A 15,937-nucleotide genomic window follows, 5' to 3' on the forward strand; every position below is an offset into this window, starting at 1 on the left:
GTATGTTCCCAGACAGCGATGCGGAGTGAACCATGTCCGATTCGGCAGCGGCGCAGGCCATCGTCGAGGCGCTCCGGCGCGAGGCGGAGCAGCGGCTGAGCACCGGCCAGGCGCCGGCAAGCCGCGGCTGGACGGTGAGCTCCGAGGCCCTCGCGCTGCTCTACCGGCTGGCGAGCGCGCCGGATACCGCCTCTGATGCCCTCAAGCTGCTGCACGAGCTGCAGGCCTATCAGGTGGAGCTCGAGCTGCAGCAGTGCCAGCTGGAGGCAAACGAGCGCGAGCTCGAGCAGGATCTCGCGCGCTACCGTGGCCTGTTCGAGGCCGCCCCGATAGGCTATCTCATCGTCGCCCTGGAGGGGCAGATCCTGGAGGGCAATGCCGCCGCGGCGGAGCTGCTCGGCATGGAGCCGGAGGCGCTGGCGGGTCGGCGGGTCGACAGCTTCCTCGCGCCCCACAGCCGGCCAGGGCTGATGAATCTGCTCAACCGCCTGCGGGCCGGCGCGCCGCGGGCCGGCCTCGATGTGCGGGTCGGCGGCGGCGACGGCGACTCCCGGGCGGCACGGCTCACGGCCACGCGCTCCCCGGGCGGCGAGGCGATACTGATGGCCCTCACCGACGCTGCCTGACAGGATACGGCCACTGCGGGCGCGCCCGTGGGCGCGCCGGGGATCCTCCGGAGATGGTGGGCGCCAACGACTCCGACAGCTCCACCGAGACCACGCGGGTCGTCGCGATTGGCGCCTCCGCCGGCGGCCTGGCCGCACTGGAGGCCTTCTTCGCAGCCACCCCGGCCAACACGGGCATGGCCTACGTGGTCGTGCAGCACCTGGACCCCACCCAGAAGGCCCTGCTGCCGGAGCTCCTGCAGCGCGCGACCGCCATGCCGGTGCGCGAGGCGGAGCCGGATATGCCCATCCAGCCCGATTGCGTCTACGTTATCCCGCCGAACGCGGAGCTCACCATCGCCGGCAGCACCCTGCATCTGGCGCGGCCGACCGAGCCCCGGGGCATGCGCCTGCCGGTGAACGTGCTGTTCTCCTCGCTCGCCAGCGCCCGCGGCGAGGGGGCCATCGCGGTCGTGCTCTCCGGCATGGGCGCCGACGGCACCGTCGGGCTGCAGGCGATCAAGGCGGTGGGCGGGCTCGGCGTCGTCCAGGATCCGGCCAGCGCGCAGTTCGATGCCATGCCGCGCAGCGCCCTCGCCGCCGGCGGCGGCGACATCACCGGCAGCCCCGGGGAGCTGCCGGAGCGCATCCTGGCCTACCTCCGGCGCACCGGCGTAGCGCGGTCACAGGCCGCTGGCCCGCTCGCCGAGGACGGCTTGGATGCGCCCCTGCAGCGCATCATGAAGCTGCTGCAGGCGCGCACGCGCCACGACTTCTCGCTCTACAAGGCGACCACGGTGAGCCGCCGCATCGAGCGGCGCATGGCGATCCACGGCCTCCACGCGATGGCCGCGTATGCGGATTTCCTAGAGGGCAACCCGCAGGAGATCGATCTGCTGTTCCGGGAGCTGCTGATCGGGGTAACCGGGTTCTTCCGGGACACGGCGGTCTGGGACTACCTGGCCGGGACCGCCCTGCCGGCGCTGCTGCAGCGGCGCGTGGAGGCGCCGCACCTGCGCGCCTGGGTCATCGGCTGCTCCACCGGGGAGGAGGCCTATTCCCTCGCCATGGCCCTGCGCGATGCCGCCCGCAGTCTGGGCCGAGAGGGGCACTTCAGCTTCCAGATCTTCGCCTCCGACCTCAGCCCCGAGGCCATCGCCGCCGCCCGTCGCGGGCAGTATCCCCACGCCATCCGCGAGCACGTCTCGCCGGAGCGGCTGGCCCGCTACTTCACCGCCCACGAGACCCACTACCGGATCGACAAGCGCATCCGGGACATGGTCCTGTTCGCCCAGCACGATGTCGCCCTGGACCCGCCGTTCACCCGGCTCGACCTCATTGCCTGCCGCAATCTGCTGATCTACTTTGACCCGATGCTGCAGCGCCGGCTGCTGCCGCTGTTCCACTACAGCCTGCATCCGGGCGGCGTGCTGGTGCTCGGCAGCTCGGAGACGGTGGGCCGGTTCGGGCGGCTGTTCGCGCCGATCGAGCAGAAGCTGCGTATCTACCGGCGCCAGGACAATGCCGCCACGGGCGGCCCGGATTTCCTGCTGAAGTCGTTTCCGCCACTTTCACGCCGATCTCAGGAGCGCGCCGTGCCGCCCCGTGAACGCCCCCCCGAGTTCTCCGACAGCCTGCAGGCGGCAGCCGATCAGGTCCTGCTGCAGGTCTATGCGCCGGCCGCCGTGCTCCTGAACGGGGACGGCGACATTGTCTACATCAGCGGCCGTACCGGAAACTACCTGGAACCCGCCGCGGGCCGGGCCAACTGGAACATCCACGCCATGGCCCGGGCAGGCCTGCGCGAGCCCCTGGGCCTCGCCCTGAATCGGGCACGCGCACAGCAGGCCCCCGTACAGCTGCACGGCGTCGCGGTGGAGACGCCCACCGGCAGCCAGCTGCTCGACCTGACCGTGCAGGGCTTTCACGAGCCCGCCGCGCTCCAGGGCATGACCATGGTGGTGTTCCGCGAGGGCACGCCTGCCGCGGCCGGGGCGGGGGACGACGATGCCCTGCGGTCCTCCCACGAGGCCCATCTGCAGCAGTACCGGGACGAGATCCAGACCCTGCGCGAGGAGGCCCGCGCGTCCCGGGAGGAGCTGCAGTCGGCCAACGAGGAGCTGCAATCCACCAACGAGGAGCTGCAGTCCACCAACGAGGAGCTCACCACCTCGAAGGAGGAGATGCAGTCCATGAACGAGGAGCTGCAGACCATCAACTCCGAGCTGCAGACCAAGCTGGACGATCTCGCCCTTGCCCAGAGCGACATGCAGAACCTCCTGAACAGCATCGAGATCGCGATCCTGTTCCTGGACCAGGACCTGAACGTCCGCCGCTACACCGAGCGGGCGGCGAAGATCATCAACCTGCGCGAGAGCGACATCGGCCGCCCCCTGAGCGACCTCACCACCAGCCTGGAGTACCCGGCCCTGCACGAGGACGCCCACGAGACGCTGCGCACGCTGGTGGTCTCCGAGAAGCAGATCGGGACCAGCAACGGGCGCTGGTTCTCCGTGCGCATCATGCCCTACCGCCGCCTCGACAACGTCATCGACGGCGTCGTCATCACCCTCCTGGACATCACCGAGACCAAGGCGCTGGAGACCTCCCTGCGCGGGGAGTAGACCCCCGACGCAACCCCGCCGCCCCGCGTCCCGGCCGGGCCCGTACGCCGAAGGCGGCGCGCGGCGCCGTGGGTGCGCCAGCGTACAGACGCGCGGGCGCGCAACAGACACCCTCTCCCGAAGGCTGGGGCAACCCCCCGGCAGCTCATTGGCTCGACCCCGGGTCGGGCCTTCTGCCCCGCGGTGGCGATACCGCCACCGGGGCGTTCGGAACGAGAGGTCCAGAATGAAAAGACTCGCAGCACTCGCCTACTGCATCTTCGCCGCCACGCCCGCCGCGGCACTCGCACAGGGCTCCTCCGGCATGCAGTTCGGCCCCGACGCCGGGGAGCGGGAGTTCTCCATCGCCGGCTCCGGCAGCAGCGACCAGGACTTCGACAACTCGAACTTCGGCCTCACGGCCGATCTCGGCTGGTACCTGCAGCGCAACGTGATCGCGGGCATCCGCCAGAGCGTGAACTTCGCCGACATCCAGGGCGAAGACGCCACCAACGACTTCTGGAACGGCACCACCCGAGGCTACCTCGACTATCAGTTCGGCACGCACCGGGCACGGCCATTCATCGGCGCGAGCCTCGGCGGGATCTACGGCGACGGCGTCGACGACAGCGCATTCGCCGGCCTTGAGACGGGACTGAAGTACTACGTGCTGGAGAAGACCTACATTCTCGGCCGGCTCGACTACCAGTTCTTCTTCGAGAGCGGCTCCGGCGCCGACGAAGGCTTCGAGGACGGCGCGTGGGCCTATACCGTGGGCATGGGCTACAACTTCTAGCCCGGCGCTTTGCCGCAGCCTCCGGCGTCGCGGGGCGCCGGAGCGGGCGGAGGGGCGGCGGCATTCGCCGCCCCTGTCAGCGTCCATGCTCACATTGCGGATGGCCACCTGGGAGCCACTGCCATGAACAACATCATCTACATCGTCGGCTTCGTCGTCATCGTCCTGGCCATCCTGTCGTTCCTCGGCCTGCGTTAGCCCGCAGATCTCACCGATGCGCGCAGCGATGGCGTGGCCCCGCCGTCGTCGGCCCAGCGCTGCGCCGCCGCAGCGGGGGGTGGTGTGACGGCGACCGGCCGCAGCCGGTTCAGCCGCTCACGATCGCGCAATCGTGGCTGTGCAGGCAGCGGTGTGAAGCTCTTGTATTCGCGCATCGGTCCGGCCCTCGGGTCTGTTGGTGGTCAGGCCATCATCCTGCGCCGAACCGCCGCCGGCGTCGGTGCGGTAGCCGTGGCCGGCCGTCGGCGGCCTGCCGGCATCCGTGCGCTGGCGAACGGACGCGGATCGCCTCGGTGCGGTGCCATTGCGGGGGCAAACCTTCACCTTGGGAGGGAAGCATGAAAGCGCTTCGGCAACTCTATGACTTCCTGGGCGTTCCGGTATCGGCACCGCGCAACGCGCCGCTGGCAGCCGGCGCGGCAGACCGGGCCGAGCCTCACCGAATCACCGCCCGCATCGAGATCGCCCTCGCCAGTGATCGACAGCTCGCCCGGTCTCCCATTCGGGTGGAGGTCTGCGACGGTGTCGTGGTGCTCAGCGGCTACGCCGACTCCGAGGCGGAGGTGGCCCGGGCCGTCGAGATCGTGAGCGCCATCGCCGGTGTGGACACCGTGCGCAATCGCCTCGCGCTGGCCTGGTGGTAATCGCCTTCGGCCGATGTCCGGCCAGCGGCCCTGCGTGGCTATACTGGAAGGGCTGCCTCCGACCCCGGCCGGGGCGAGGCGGGTTCTGGAGCGACCATGAGCGACCACGCGCAAGGGGTTCGACCCATGCCCGATCAGGTGGTGCGGCCTGCCCGCAATCATTTGCTGGCAAGCCTGCCGGCTGCGGACTACGAACGCATCCGGGGTGATCTGGAACGGGTCACGCTCTCGCTCGGCGATGCCGTCTGCGAGCCCTACGTGGAGATGAAGCACGTCTACTTCCCGCTGGACGCTATCGTCTCCCTGCTCTGCGTCATGGAGGACGGCGGCTCGGCGGAGATCGCCATCGTCGGGGGCGAGGGCGTCGTCGGCGTGTCCCTGTTCATGGGCGGGGAGAGCACCCCGAGCCGGGCGGTGGTCCAGTCCGGCGGGGAGGCGTACCGGCTCCCCGGACGCCTGGTGAAGGACGAATTCTACCGCGGGGGACCACTGCAGCACCTGCTGCTGCGCTACACCCAGGCCCTGCTGACGCAGATGGCGCAGACCGCGGTCTGCAACCGGCATCACACGGTGGACCAACAGCTCTGCCGCTGGCTGCTGCTCAGCCACGACCGGCTGGCGGGTGACGAGCTGCTGATGACCCAGGAGCTGATCGCCAACATGCTCGGCGTGCGCCGGGAAGGGGTGACCGAGGCCGCGGGCAAGCTCCAGCGGGCCGGGCTCATCTACTACCACCGCGGCCATATCACCATCCTCGACCGGACCGGCCTGGAGGCGCGGACCTGCGAGTGCTATCAGGTCGTGCAACGGGAGTACGCGCGCCTGCTGCCGCGGGAGATCGCGGATTGAGGGCGCCACGATCAGGAGCTAGCGAGGGCTTGCCTGGCAACCGGTGGCCAGGCACGCACACAGCCACTGGGGGCCGGGGTCGGAAAGCCCCGGCCCCCAGCGGCAGGCGCTTAGGATCCCAGACCTGACATCTGCCGCGGGTTCTCGATGATGATCTCCACGCGGCGGTTCTGCTGACGCCCGGCCGCGGTGTCGTTGGTGGCGACCGGCCGGCCTTCGCCGAGGCCGCGGGCGGACAGCCGCCGCTCGCCGATGCTGCGGCGGGCGAGGTAGTCCCTAACCGCGTCCGCGCGCCGCTGGGACAGGCGCTCGTTGGCCTGCGCGCTACCGACGCTGTCGGTGTGCCCCTCGATCAGCACCGCCTGATCCGGATACCGCTCGAGAAAATCCACCAGTCGGTTGAGGTTCTCGTAGCCGCCGGTCTGGAGCGTGGCGCTGCCGCTGGCGAAGAGCACGTCCCCCAACGTCAGGACGATGCCGCGCTCGGTGGCCTCGGCCTCGAGCGCCTCGATCTGCCGCTGCAGCTCGGCCTCGCCACGGCGTGCCTGAAGGGCGTCCTCGCGGGCGCTGGCCGCTTCGCGACGTGCCCGGTCCGCCTCCTCGGTACGGCTCGCCAGGCGCGCGGCATCCCGTTCCTCGCCGAGACGCTGGCGCTGCTCCTCGGTATAGGCGGTGGTGGCGGTGGCCCGCGCGATCTCGACCTTGCGCTCCGCCATGTACACGCGATGCGCGCCAAGACCGCCCTCGGACGCCGGCAGAGGCGCCTCGGCGAGGCGCACCGCCGTTTCCGCCTCCCGGCGCTCGACCCGGGCCCGCCCGGCGAGCTCGGGATCGTTCTGGAGCGCCTCCAGGTTGCTGCGGGCGCTGGCGGCACCGGCCGGGCTTTCCGGCGTCGATGCGCAGCCGGCCAGCAGCGCGGCGGACAGGGTCAGGGCCGTGACGGCGCCACCGCTCCGAAGCCGGCCATGGTTTCGGTTGTTCATCGCTGCTCTCCCGTACGCTGCATTTCCTCGGTCAGGGCGTCGGCGCCGCGCCCCATCTCCCGGTTGACTGCCGCGGCCTTGGCGGCGGCGGTTCTGGCCGACGCCAGCTCGGCCGCGATCTCTGCCTCGCGGGCGAGGCGCCCGGCTGCCACCATGTCCTGCCGTTCCACGGCGACTTCCGCCATGGCCAGCTTCTGCTGCGCCTCGTCAAGCTCGCCGCCGGCATGCTGCCGGCTGTCGGCCTGTTCGGCGCGGGCAATCGCCTCCCGCGCCTCGGTCAGAGAGGCGGTCGGTGCCATGGGTGTCGAGGCGCAGGCACCGAGCAGCAGCAGGCCGGTCGCGAGCGCCGATGCGAGCAGAACGGCCCGTCGGGGGCCGGCTCCGTGTGGAATGTTCATCGTGTTTGTCCTTTGCGGCCCGGGGGGCGTGGCACCGATCCCTGTGGTTCATCGGCTGCGCTTGACCCTACCCCGGCCGTGAGCGCGGGTCGGTGCGGTCGCGCACGCTCACTGGCCGCCTTCAGCCGTGCGCTTCCGTACATACCGGGATGCGGGGTCAGGCCTACCGTGGGTGACCAGGCGCGTAGCGCCCAACTCGAGCCGGAGCCGCGCCCGGGTTCGCGCCCGGACCTCGAGCAGACCCTGGCGAGGCGCCCGGTCCACACAACCCCAGAGGCATCCATGCAGCCAATCCCTCAGCGATTACGAGGCCGCGGGCCTACCATAATCCGCCGACTCTGGTCGAGCGAACGCGGCCAGGTGGCCGATCATCTACTGCGACTCTCGGAACACGACCGCTATATGCGCTTCAGTGGCCGGATCGCGGACGCCAGCGTCCGGACCCACGCCTACGGTGGAGACACGTTGCGACGTCACTTCATCGGTGCGTTCGTCGACGACGTGCTGCGCGGCGTCGCCGAGTTCGCGCTGATCGGGAACGCCCCCCGGGCACAGGCGGAGCTGGCCTTCAGCGTCGAATCCGATTTTCAGGGCAATGGCGTCGGCACCGATCTGTTCCGGCGCATGCTGGTCTTCGCCCGCAACCGCGGGGTCGCCCGCGTCTTCATCGTCACTGCGCCGGGGAACCACCGCATGCGACACATTGCCGCCAAGTTCCAGCTTGACGCCCGCGCCGCGGATGGCGATATGGAAGGGCGCCTGGAGCTGGTATCCCCGGACTACCTGTCGGTGCTGGAGGAAGCCGTGGGAGAAGGGGGCGCGCTGCTGCAGAGAAGTGTCGCCGGCCTCCGCTAAGGACATTACGCCAGACCGGTTGCACGTCAGCGCCATGTTCGGCGCGCAGTCCGGCCTGTCGCTGATTGTTCCGCTGGTAGGCGGCTGGCTGGCCAACCGCCATGCCGTGGCGGCGGTTTTCTATTTTCTGGCCTTCAACATGCTGGTGGCGAACATCCCGGTGTCGATGCTACCCCGCGCCGCACCGGGGAGGAGCAAGGCGGCGGACGCTCCGCCGTCATGGCAATGTCCGTACCCCGCGGGAAAGCCGCGCGTGCCCTCCCCGCATGCGCCCGGGAGGCCAGCGCCGCATGGCCCTCGGCGTGCCAGTCAACTGTTCCTCGCCTCGGTCAGGCGGTCGAGGCGTAATCGCTCGCGGCGGTCGAACAGCCGTCGGCCAGCGGCAGCGACGGCGGCGAAGGTACCGAATCCGGTACCGACGGTGATCAGAAACATCACGAGGATCTGATATTTAACGGCCAGCGCCGGGGCGGTTCCGGCAAGAATCTGCCCGGTCATCATGCCCGGCAGGCTCACCACGCCGGCGGCGGCCATGGCGTTGATGGTCGGGATCATGCCTGCGCGCATGGCGTCCCGCCGTACGTCGGCGATCGCCACCGACCATGGCTGCCCCAGCATCAGCCGCGCCTCGATCATCTCTCGCTGCTGCCAGGCGGTGTCGGTCAGGCGATCCAGCGCAACCGCCACACCGGTCATCGTATTGCCGAGCATCATGCCGAGCAGCGGAATGGCGTATTGCGGCGTGTACCAGGGATTCGGCCCGATCAACACGGTCAGGGCGAGCACGGTGACCGAGAACGACGACAGGAACATCGAGGTCGTGCCGATGCCGTACGTCCACCCGCGGCTGAACCGGCGCTTCTGCCGGGCGGTCACCTCGCGCCCGGCGATGACCAGCATCGCGGCGCCCATGAGGGCCACCCAGTGCAGGCCGCCCAGCGAGAACAGCGTCTCGAGCAGAAAGCCGACGAGTGCGAGCTGGACGACGGTGCGCACCGCGGCGATGACGAGCTCCTGCGCCACGGCAAGGCGGGCGGCGTAGGTACAGGCCGCCAGAGCACCAACCAGCACTGACGCGAGCGCCAGTTCCCACCAGGAAATGGCGATGACGCTCATGCCACCACTTCCAGCCGGCCATCACGGACACGCAGGTGCCGGCTCGCGACGCGGGCAATCTGGGCCAGGTCGTGGGCCACCCACAAGGTCGGCAGGGCATCCGCCCGGATGCGCCGAAGCAGCCACGCCTCAACGCGCAGTGTGGTCGCTGCATCCAGGTTGGCCGTGGGCTCGTCCAGAAGCAGGGCATCGGGTCCGTGGGCCAGTGCGCGCAGGAGCGCGGCCCGCTGGCGCTCGCCGGACGACAGACGGGTGACCGGCCACTGCGGCAGGTCCGGCGGCAGGTTCAGTGCCTGCAGGTCCGTGGCAGCGGGTGCCTCGGGGAAATGGTCGCCCACGCGCGGGTACCACCACGCCGCTTCCGCGGGCAGCAGCGTCACCCGTCGGCGCCATGCATGGGCGGGCGCGCTTTGCTGGTCGCAACCGTCAAGCCGGATGTTGCCGCCGTGGGCGTCGAGATCCGCCACCGCGCGGAGGAGCCGGGTCTTGCCCGCGCCGGAGGCGCCGGACAGACCGACCACCTCGCCGGGCGCGACCGTCAGCGTCGCTCCCGAGACGCTCTGGCAGTCCACCTCGCTCAGCACAAGACCGGCAGTAATTGCTTGCATGGGTCGGCAGTATCGCAGATCGGCCTGACGAGCTCGGCTCCGGCGTGCGTCCTGACACGGCTCGCGGTCAATCGCGCAAGACAGACCGGCGCAGGGCGGCTGGATTGGCCGATCCCGCGCCGGAGACGGAACACTATCCGGACCGAAGCCTTGGGAATAGGGTGGGGACATGGCGGTGGAGCACGGCAGCAACCTCACGCTCTTCGGCGGCCTTGCCGTGGCCCTGGCGGTGGGTCTGCTGATCGGGCTCGAGCGCGGCTGGCGGCTGCGCGACGCCGCCGAAGGCGAGCGTGTGGCGGGGCTGCGCACCTACGGGCTGTTCGGGCTATTCGGCGGCCTTGCCGCCGTGCTCGCCGAGCGGCTCGGCCCGGCTGTGCTGGCGGTGGCCCTGGCAGTGGTCGCGCTGGTGGTGGTGACCGCGCACTGGATCAGCAGCCGCGAGACCGCCGAGTACGGTATCACCAGCCTGGTGGCGTCACTGGTGACCTTCGCCCTCGGCGCGCTGGCAGTGGCGGGGGCGCCGGCCGCGGCGGCGGCCGGCGCGGTGGTCACCGCCCTCATGCTGAGCCTCAAGCCGGAGCTGCATGGCTGGGTGGCCCGGCTCGACCGCCGGGAGCTCATTGCCGCGCTGCAGCTGCTGCTCATCTCGGTAGTCATTCTGCCGCTGCTGCCGGACGCGGGGCTCGGGCCCTGGGGGGCAATCAACCCTTATCGGCTGTGGTGGCTGGTGGTGCTGATTGCCAGCATCTCCTTTGTCGGCCACTTCGCCGTGCGCATCGCCGGCGCCGGCCGCGGCATCCTGCTGACGGGCCTGTTCGGCGGCATGGCCTCCTCCACCGCGCTCACCGTCGCGCTCGCCCGGGAGCGGGCACGACTCGGCGGCAACACCACGCTTCTGGCCCTGGGCATCATGCTCGGCGCCAGCACCGCCGTGCCCCGGATGCTGCTGCTGGTCGCGATTACCGCACCGGCGCTGCTGCCGCAGGCCGGGCTGGTGCTGGCCGCACCCTTCGCCGCCGGGGTGGTGGTCGCGCTGGCCCAGAGCTGGCGAGTGCGAAGCCAGCGCCTGGCCGGCCCGGTACAGCCGGGGCGGCCCTTTCAGCTGGCGCTGGTGCTGCGCTTCGCGCTGCTGCTCGGGGCGGTCGGCATCGCCGGTGAGGCCGCCTGGCGCTGGCTCGGCAGCGGCGGCGTGCTCGCCGTCGCCGCGCTGGCCGGTCTGGCGGAATTGAACGCCATCACACTGACCCTCGGGCGGCTGGCCGAGGCCGCGCTGGAGCCGGCGCTCGCCGCGCGGGCGCTGCTCGCGGCACTGGCGGCGAACACCCTGCTCAAGCTCGCGCTGGTGCGGCTGGCCGGCGGCCCTGAGCTGCTGCGGGCGCTACTTCCGTTTGCCCTCGCGGTGCTGCTTGCGGCGCTGGCGGTGGCGCTGTACGCCGCCTAGCCAGCCCTGACCATGACACTCATTCGCGAGAGCTCTGGTCGCAGGAATCGATCAGCGTTTCGCTAAAGGAATATTGTCCGCCCAGCAATCGCGCCCGGGCATCATCAGCAAGCGCTGGCAGCCATGCTTCTTGCGCCAGCTGTAGAGCGTCGTATCGCTCACGCCCATCTTGCGGCAGACCTCGGCGACCGGGGTGCCGGGCTCCCACCGCTTGAGCGCGAAGGCGATCTGTCCACGGTCGTCTGCGTGCGAGAATCCGAACCTGTCCGCAGCCGCACCCGGTTCAGGATCACCGGCCATGCTCCAGGTTCTCGACATCGTCGTACCCGTGTTCGCCATCGTGCTGGTGGGCTTTGCCTACGCCCAGCTGCGCCCGGCGGACATGGACACCGCAAACCGCCTGAACGTCAGCCTGTTCTCTCCGGCGCTCATCTTTCACGCGCTCTCCGAGCAGGTGGGCGATATCGGCGGCTTGGGGAGCCTGGCGCTCGGCGCCGCCGTGATCGTGCTCGGCTCGGGCGTGCTGGCGTGGCTGCCCGCCCGCCTGCTTGGCTGGCAATGGCGCACCGTGGTGCCGCCGGCGATGTTCAAGAACGTCGGCAACATGGGGCTGCCGCTGATGGTCTTCGCCTATGGCGAGGGCGCACTATCGGCGGCGGTTACGCTGTTCGTGACCTCGACGCTGATCCACTTCACGCTGGGGGCCTGGCTACTGTCCCGCGGCCTGAACCTCCTTGGCCTGCTGCGCAACCCCATCGTGCTCGCAACCATTGCTGGCATCGCGGCCCAGGCGCTGGACTGGCGCGCCCCGGAGATGCTTCGCCCCGGCATCGCCATGCTCGCTGACGTCGCCATCCCGCTGATGCTCGTCTCCCTCGGCGTGCGCCTGACCGATCTCGACCTGAACCACTGGCGCATCGGGCTACTGGGCGGCCTGCTGGCACCGCTGACCGGGCTCGCCATCGCCGTGCCCTGGATCCTCGCCGCCGGTCTGTCCGGCCAGCAGGCCGGACTGCTGCTCCTGCTCGCCGCCCTGCCACCCGCGGTGCTGAACTACATCCTTGCCGAAAGTTTCCGCCAGCAGCCTGCCGAGGTGGCCGCCATCGTCGCCTTCGGCAATCTGGCCGCCTTGGCGGTGATCCCCGCGGTCCTCGCCATGCTGCTCTAGCGCGACCGACCTGCCGGGCGGACGGGTCACCCGCGGCCTGGCCACGGGACCGCGCCGTTCACGGCTGCCGGATCAGTGGCACTTACGGAGCGCCATCGGCTGGGCGGGCAGCGGGGGATACAGCAGATTCCTCGCGGCAAGCCCCAAGGCCTCACGCAACCCGAAGAAGCCGAGAGCGTCGAGCGTCAACCCGCTGGCGAGGGAGAGCAGCAGAAGCAAGGCCACGGTCCAGTGCACCAGACGCTGCGAGAGCGCGTAGCGGCGGTCGCTCACGCTTAGTCCCGGTCAACGCTTGTGATCTCTTGAAATAAGGATCGCGACATTGCGCACGGAAAACCCGCGTGGTTGGCGGGTCAAATCTCCAGCGCCCAAGATTAACTTGGAACTGTCTGAATCCTATTCCCAAACGCCAAAAGACAGATGCGTAAAGCCCTGGGGAACACGACGACGGCAAGTCGGTATGCAGCTGCCTGGGCTCCGCCCCGGGTTTGGCCCACGTCAGCGGCAAACCGGAGGATCAGCGCTCGATCGAGCAGCCCAATGAACCATCGACAGGCTTTGAATCTCCGCTCGCTGGTCGACGGCCGCCGGCACAATCAGCCGATACGGGCAGAACTCGTTCGGATCAGCAATTAGTCATCATGAAAATCTTGTCAAACCCGGCGATTCGGAGAATGCGTGCCGTGCGTTCGTTGGCGTCAGCCAACTCGACTGTCGCGTTCCGCGCTTGTGCATACTCGTGCAATAAAACAAGCATTCCCAATCCCGCACTGTCGACATATTCCGTCTCCGAGAGGTCGACGATGTAGTGCCTGACGTCGCTGATGCCATCATACACAGCCCGGAAGTCTCGGTGATTCTGTAAGGCAAGCCGCCCACGGACTCTTATGCGCATACATCCATTTGACTCCCGGTATGCTGAAATGTGAGCAATTGAGTCAGCCATCCCTATAGACCCTCGCGTTTCGCGATCGCACCTCTTTCGGGCAGGCCCAAGAAACGTCCGGCCAGGCCTAACGGCCCTAAGGCGACGCTTGAGAGCAAGCGGCTGCAGAGCCTGGTCTCCGGCTTGGGCTTCGAGCAGTCCTCGGGAAGGTCGCTTGAAAAATCAGCGACTTCTTCCGGTCGTGGATTCCGACGGCAGCGGATGCGCCGCTCAACGCAGCGCTCGCCGCGCTCAACGCTCCGCTCCCCCGCAGGGCACGAGCCACCGTCGCGCGACCGCCGGTCCGACCTTTCGAGGAGCGTGTTGTGTGCTTCACGCCCCGACACCTGTTTGCGGTCCAGACGCGATCGCCGGCGGGTCGCAAGCCGGGTGGCCGCAAGGTGTGTTCACGGATCCATGAGCCCGCAACGCGCCCCGGCGTCCACACTCGCAGCGCCGGGCGGCGCTATCGGGTCGAGGGTCAGTTGAGGAATCTCTTGAGGCGGCAGGGCCGGGCTTGCAAGAAATCCCTGCCCGAGCCTGCAGCCGATTGCCTCGAGCCGATCGCGTTGTGCCCGGGTCTCGACGCCTTCCGCCACGACGGTCAAAGCCAGATGCCGGCCGACGTCGACGATCGCGCTGACGATTCCCTCGCCCTGCCGCCCGTTTCCCAGGCAATCCACGAACATCTTGTCGATCTTCAGCGCGTGCAGTGGCATCGACTGCAGGCGTGCGAGCGAGGAGTACCCGCGCCCAAAATCGTCCAGCGCCAACCGAAACCCCGCATCGCTTAGCGCCTGCATCGCCACCGAGACATCGTCGGGGTCGCGCATCAGCACGTCCTCGGTGAGCTCCAGCGACCATGCACGCGGCTCCGTCCCCTCGGCGGTAATCAGATCGCGGATCCGGGCCGACGCCGCGGTACCCTGCAACTGACTGACGGAGAGGTTCACCGCCATGCAGAGCTCGATCCCCTCGCGCTGCCAGTGCGCCAGCTGCCGGGCGGCGCTCGCCAGCACCCAGTCGCCGAGGGGCTCGATCAACCCGATGTCCTCCACCACCGGCATGAAGTCCCCGGGGGACATGGGCTGGCCTTCACGGTTGGTCCAGCGCAGCAGTGCCTCGACGGCCACGACGCGCCCTGTCTCGAGCTCCCAGATCGGCTGGTAGTGCAGGCGGAACTCCTCCGCCTCGAACGCCTGGTGTAACTGCGCCTCGAGGGAGAGGCGCTGCTGGCGGTGATGGCCCATCTCGGGCGAATAGGTCTCCGTTCGCCGGCGCGACTGCTTGGCCTCGTACATCGCCATGTCGGCCTGGTCGATGACCGTCTCGGCATCCGCTCCGAGGTAGGGCAACAGGCTCACGCCGATGCTCGGAGCAAGGCGATGTCGATAGCCCTGGATGTCAAAGGGCTGCTGCAGGGTCTCGACGATGCGGCTTGCAAGGGCATCTGCCGCCTGCCGCAGACGCTGCTCGCCGTCACGGCCATCGCTTGCCGGCTGGCGGGGGCTGTCCACGAGCACCACGATGAACTCGTCACCCCCCTGGCGTGCCACCAGGTCGTCCTTGCGCAGCGTCTGCTGGATACGCTCGGCCGTGCAGCGCAGCACCTCGTCCCCGGCGGCATGCCCGAGCGCGTCGTTGACGAGCTTGAAGTCATTCAGGTCGATGAACAGCACCGCCGCGGTCTGATCCTCACCCTGTGCCGAGACGACCTGCTCCAGGCGCTGCAACAGCCAGCGCCGATTCGGCAGCCCTGTCAGCGCGTCGCTGTAGGCAAGCTGCCGGATCCTGGCATCCTGACGCTCCTGCTCCTCCTTAATGCGCAGGCGGTCAATACCGAACGCCAGATTGCTGGCGAGCCGCTCCAGGAGCTGGCGCTCCTCGTCGCCGAAATCGCCCGCCCGCGTGGAATAGACCACCAGCACCCCGGGCACGCCGCGCTCAGGTTCGAGCGCCATCGCGATCACGGCCTTCAGCCCCCAGTCATCGAGGTGGGTGCGCCAGGGCGCCAGGCATTCCGCCGCCGCCGTATCCGAGATGATCTGCGTCGTGCCGCTCGCAAGCGCCCAACCGGCGGGCCCGTGCCCCTTCGGACTGTCGTCCCAGCGAATGTCGAGACCCCGGACATAGCCAGCCGAAGGCCCCGACGCCGCGTGAACCATGATCTTCGCGCGCTCGCCAGCATCGATGCCGGCGAAACCCACCCAGGCAAGCGCATAGCCTTCGGACTGCGTGATCATCCGGCAGACGGAGTTGATCAACCCCGACTCGGTGGTCTCCCAGAGCATGACCTCGTTGCAGGCGTGCAGGATGCGCAGCGCCCGGCTGACCCCAGCAAGAGCCTGGCGCGTCCGCCCATGGGCTGCCGACTGCTCCACCGAGAGCGCCCGCAGCCGGATGAGATTCCGGACCCGGGCGCGTAACTCGTGCCCGGTGCTCGGGATCCGGAGCACGTCATCGACGGTGTGACCAAGCTCGCTTGCGACGAGCGTGGGGGACACATGCCCCTCCTTAGCGAGCAGGAGCACGGGCAGAGCAACCGGACTCGCGGCAGCACGCAGCGCCCTGATCCGGTCGCGTCGTCCCTTGAGCGACGGCTGATCGATGATCAGCAGATCAGCATCGGTGCCAGCTGAGCAGTCCTCATCGAAGGCCTCGATTGCGTAGCCCTCAGGGCTTAGCGTTCGCATCAGCAAGGCGCGATCCGCGGCGCCCTGCAAGGCG

At 69.2% G+C, this 15,937-nt stretch carries 15 protein-coding genes and 1 pseudogene; 8 read left to right on the top strand and 8 right to left on the bottom strand.

The window, feature by feature from the left end:
• The first annotated feature begins 32 nt into the window (after positions 1 to 32).
• From LMH63_RS18555 to LMH63_RS18575, 5 genes are all read left to right on the top strand, one after another.
• The gene (locus LMH63_RS18555) at positions 33 to 626 is read left to right on the top strand and encodes a PAS domain S-box protein (RefSeq protein WP_109675287.1); all 594 of its coding nucleotides are present in this window, start codon (positions 33 to 35) and stop codon (positions 624 to 626) included.
• 56 nt (positions 627 to 682) lie between these two features.
• Positions 683 to 3,229: a chemotaxis protein CheB gene (locus tag LMH63_RS18560; protein WP_373317943.1), complete on the top strand. Its 2,547-nt coding sequence runs from the start codon at positions 683 to 685 to the stop codon at positions 3,227 to 3,229.
• A gap of 226 nt (positions 3,230 to 3,455) precedes the next feature.
• Positions 3,456 to 4,004, top strand: a complete 549-nt coding sequence (locus LMH63_RS18565) for a hypothetical protein (RefSeq protein ID WP_109675291.1) — start codon at positions 3,456 to 3,458, stop codon at positions 4,002 to 4,004.
• A gap of 557 nt (positions 4,005 to 4,561) precedes the next feature.
• Positions 4,562 to 4,867 carry a BON domain-containing protein gene (locus LMH63_RS18570; protein WP_109675295.1) on the top strand — a complete coding sequence of 102 codons (306 nt, stop codon included), beginning with the start codon at positions 4,562 to 4,564 and terminating at the stop codon, positions 4,865 to 4,867.
• A gap of 96 nt (positions 4,868 to 4,963) precedes the next feature.
• Positions 4,964 to 5,716 carry a Crp/Fnr family transcriptional regulator gene (locus tag LMH63_RS18575; RefSeq protein ID WP_229332663.1) on the top strand — a complete coding sequence of 251 codons (753 nt, stop codon included), beginning with the start codon at positions 4,964 to 4,966 and terminating at the stop codon, positions 5,714 to 5,716.
• A gap of 110 nt (positions 5,717 to 5,826) precedes the next feature.
• Here the strand turns inward: LMH63_RS18575 and LMH63_RS18580 are convergent, their stop codons facing one another.
• Entirely contained in the window at positions 5,827 to 6,699 is an 873-nt protein-coding gene (locus LMH63_RS18580; RefSeq protein WP_109675300.1) for an OmpA family protein, read from the bottom strand.
• On the bottom strand, positions 6,696 to 7,097 hold the full coding sequence (locus tag LMH63_RS18585; protein WP_109675302.1) for a DUF4398 domain-containing protein: 402 nt from the start codon (positions 7,095 to 7,097) through the stop codon (positions 6,696 to 6,698). The genes LMH63_RS18580 and LMH63_RS18585 overlap by 4 nt, the downstream gene beginning before the upstream one ends.
• Before the next feature lie 360 nt (positions 7,098 to 7,457).
• Here LMH63_RS18585 and LMH63_RS18590 point away from each other — a divergent pair, with 360 nt between their 5' ends.
• Positions 7,458 to 7,952 (top strand): GNAT family N-acetyltransferase, encoded by a 495-nt coding sequence (locus LMH63_RS18590; protein ID WP_158280260.1) that lies wholly within the window; start codon positions 7,458 to 7,460, stop codon positions 7,950 to 7,952.
• 309 nt (positions 7,953 to 8,261) lie between these two features.
• Here LMH63_RS18590 and LMH63_RS18595 read toward each other — a convergent pair whose 3' ends face one another.
• Entirely contained in the window at positions 8,262 to 9,068 is an 807-nt protein-coding gene (locus LMH63_RS18595; protein WP_109675304.1) for an ABC transporter permease, read from the bottom strand.
• The gene (locus LMH63_RS18600) at positions 9,065 to 9,676 is read right to left on the bottom strand and encodes an ABC transporter ATP-binding protein (RefSeq protein ID WP_109675306.1); all 612 of its coding nucleotides are present in this window, start codon (positions 9,674 to 9,676) and stop codon (positions 9,065 to 9,067) included. Before LMH63_RS18600 ends, LMH63_RS18595 begins: the two co-directional genes overlap by 4 nt.
• Positions 9,677 to 9,845: 169 nt before the next feature.
• On the opposite strand from LMH63_RS18600, the gene LMH63_RS18605 reads away from it, so the two are divergent.
• A complete protein-coding gene (locus LMH63_RS18605) occupies positions 9,846 to 11,117 on the top strand; it encodes an MgtC/SapB family protein (protein ID WP_109675308.1) in 1,272 nt (423 codons plus the stop codon).
• A gap of 120 nt (positions 11,118 to 11,237) precedes the next feature.
• Here LMH63_RS18605 and LMH63_RS19600 read toward each other — a convergent pair.
• A pseudogene (locus LMH63_RS19600) lies at positions 11,238 to 11,345 on the bottom strand (transposase); the annotation flags it as partial.
• Positions 11,346 to 11,415: 70 nt separating this feature from the next.
• Here LMH63_RS19600 and LMH63_RS18615 point away from each other — a divergent pair.
• Positions 11,416 to 12,285: an AEC family transporter gene (locus LMH63_RS18615; protein ID WP_109675309.1), complete on the top strand. Its 870-nt coding sequence runs from the start codon at positions 11,416 to 11,418 to the stop codon at positions 12,283 to 12,285.
• Between the two features lie 72 nt (positions 12,286 to 12,357).
• Here LMH63_RS18615 and LMH63_RS18620 read toward each other — a convergent pair whose 3' ends face one another.
• From LMH63_RS18620 to LMH63_RS18630, 3 genes are all read right to left on the bottom strand, one after another.
• The gene (locus tag LMH63_RS18620) at positions 12,358 to 12,558 is read right to left on the bottom strand and encodes a hypothetical protein (protein WP_109675311.1); all 201 of its coding nucleotides are present in this window, start codon (positions 12,556 to 12,558) and stop codon (positions 12,358 to 12,360) included.
• A gap of 352 nt (positions 12,559 to 12,910) precedes the next feature.
• Positions 12,911 to 13,231: an STAS domain-containing protein gene (locus LMH63_RS18625; RefSeq protein ID WP_109675313.1), complete on the bottom strand. Its 321-nt coding sequence runs from the start codon at positions 13,229 to 13,231 to the stop codon at positions 12,911 to 12,913.
• Between the two features lie 386 nt (positions 13,232 to 13,617).
• On the bottom strand, positions 13,618 to 15,903 hold the full coding sequence (locus LMH63_RS18630) for an EAL domain-containing protein (protein ID WP_158280261.1): 2,286 nt from the start codon (positions 15,901 to 15,903) through the stop codon (positions 13,618 to 13,620).
• Positions 15,904 to 15,937: the final 34 nt, after the last annotated feature.

This window comes from Spiribacter halobius (assembly GCF_020883455.1).
Lineage (GTDB): Bacteria > Pseudomonadota > Gammaproteobacteria > Nitrococcales > Nitrococcaceae > Sediminicurvatus > Sediminicurvatus halobius.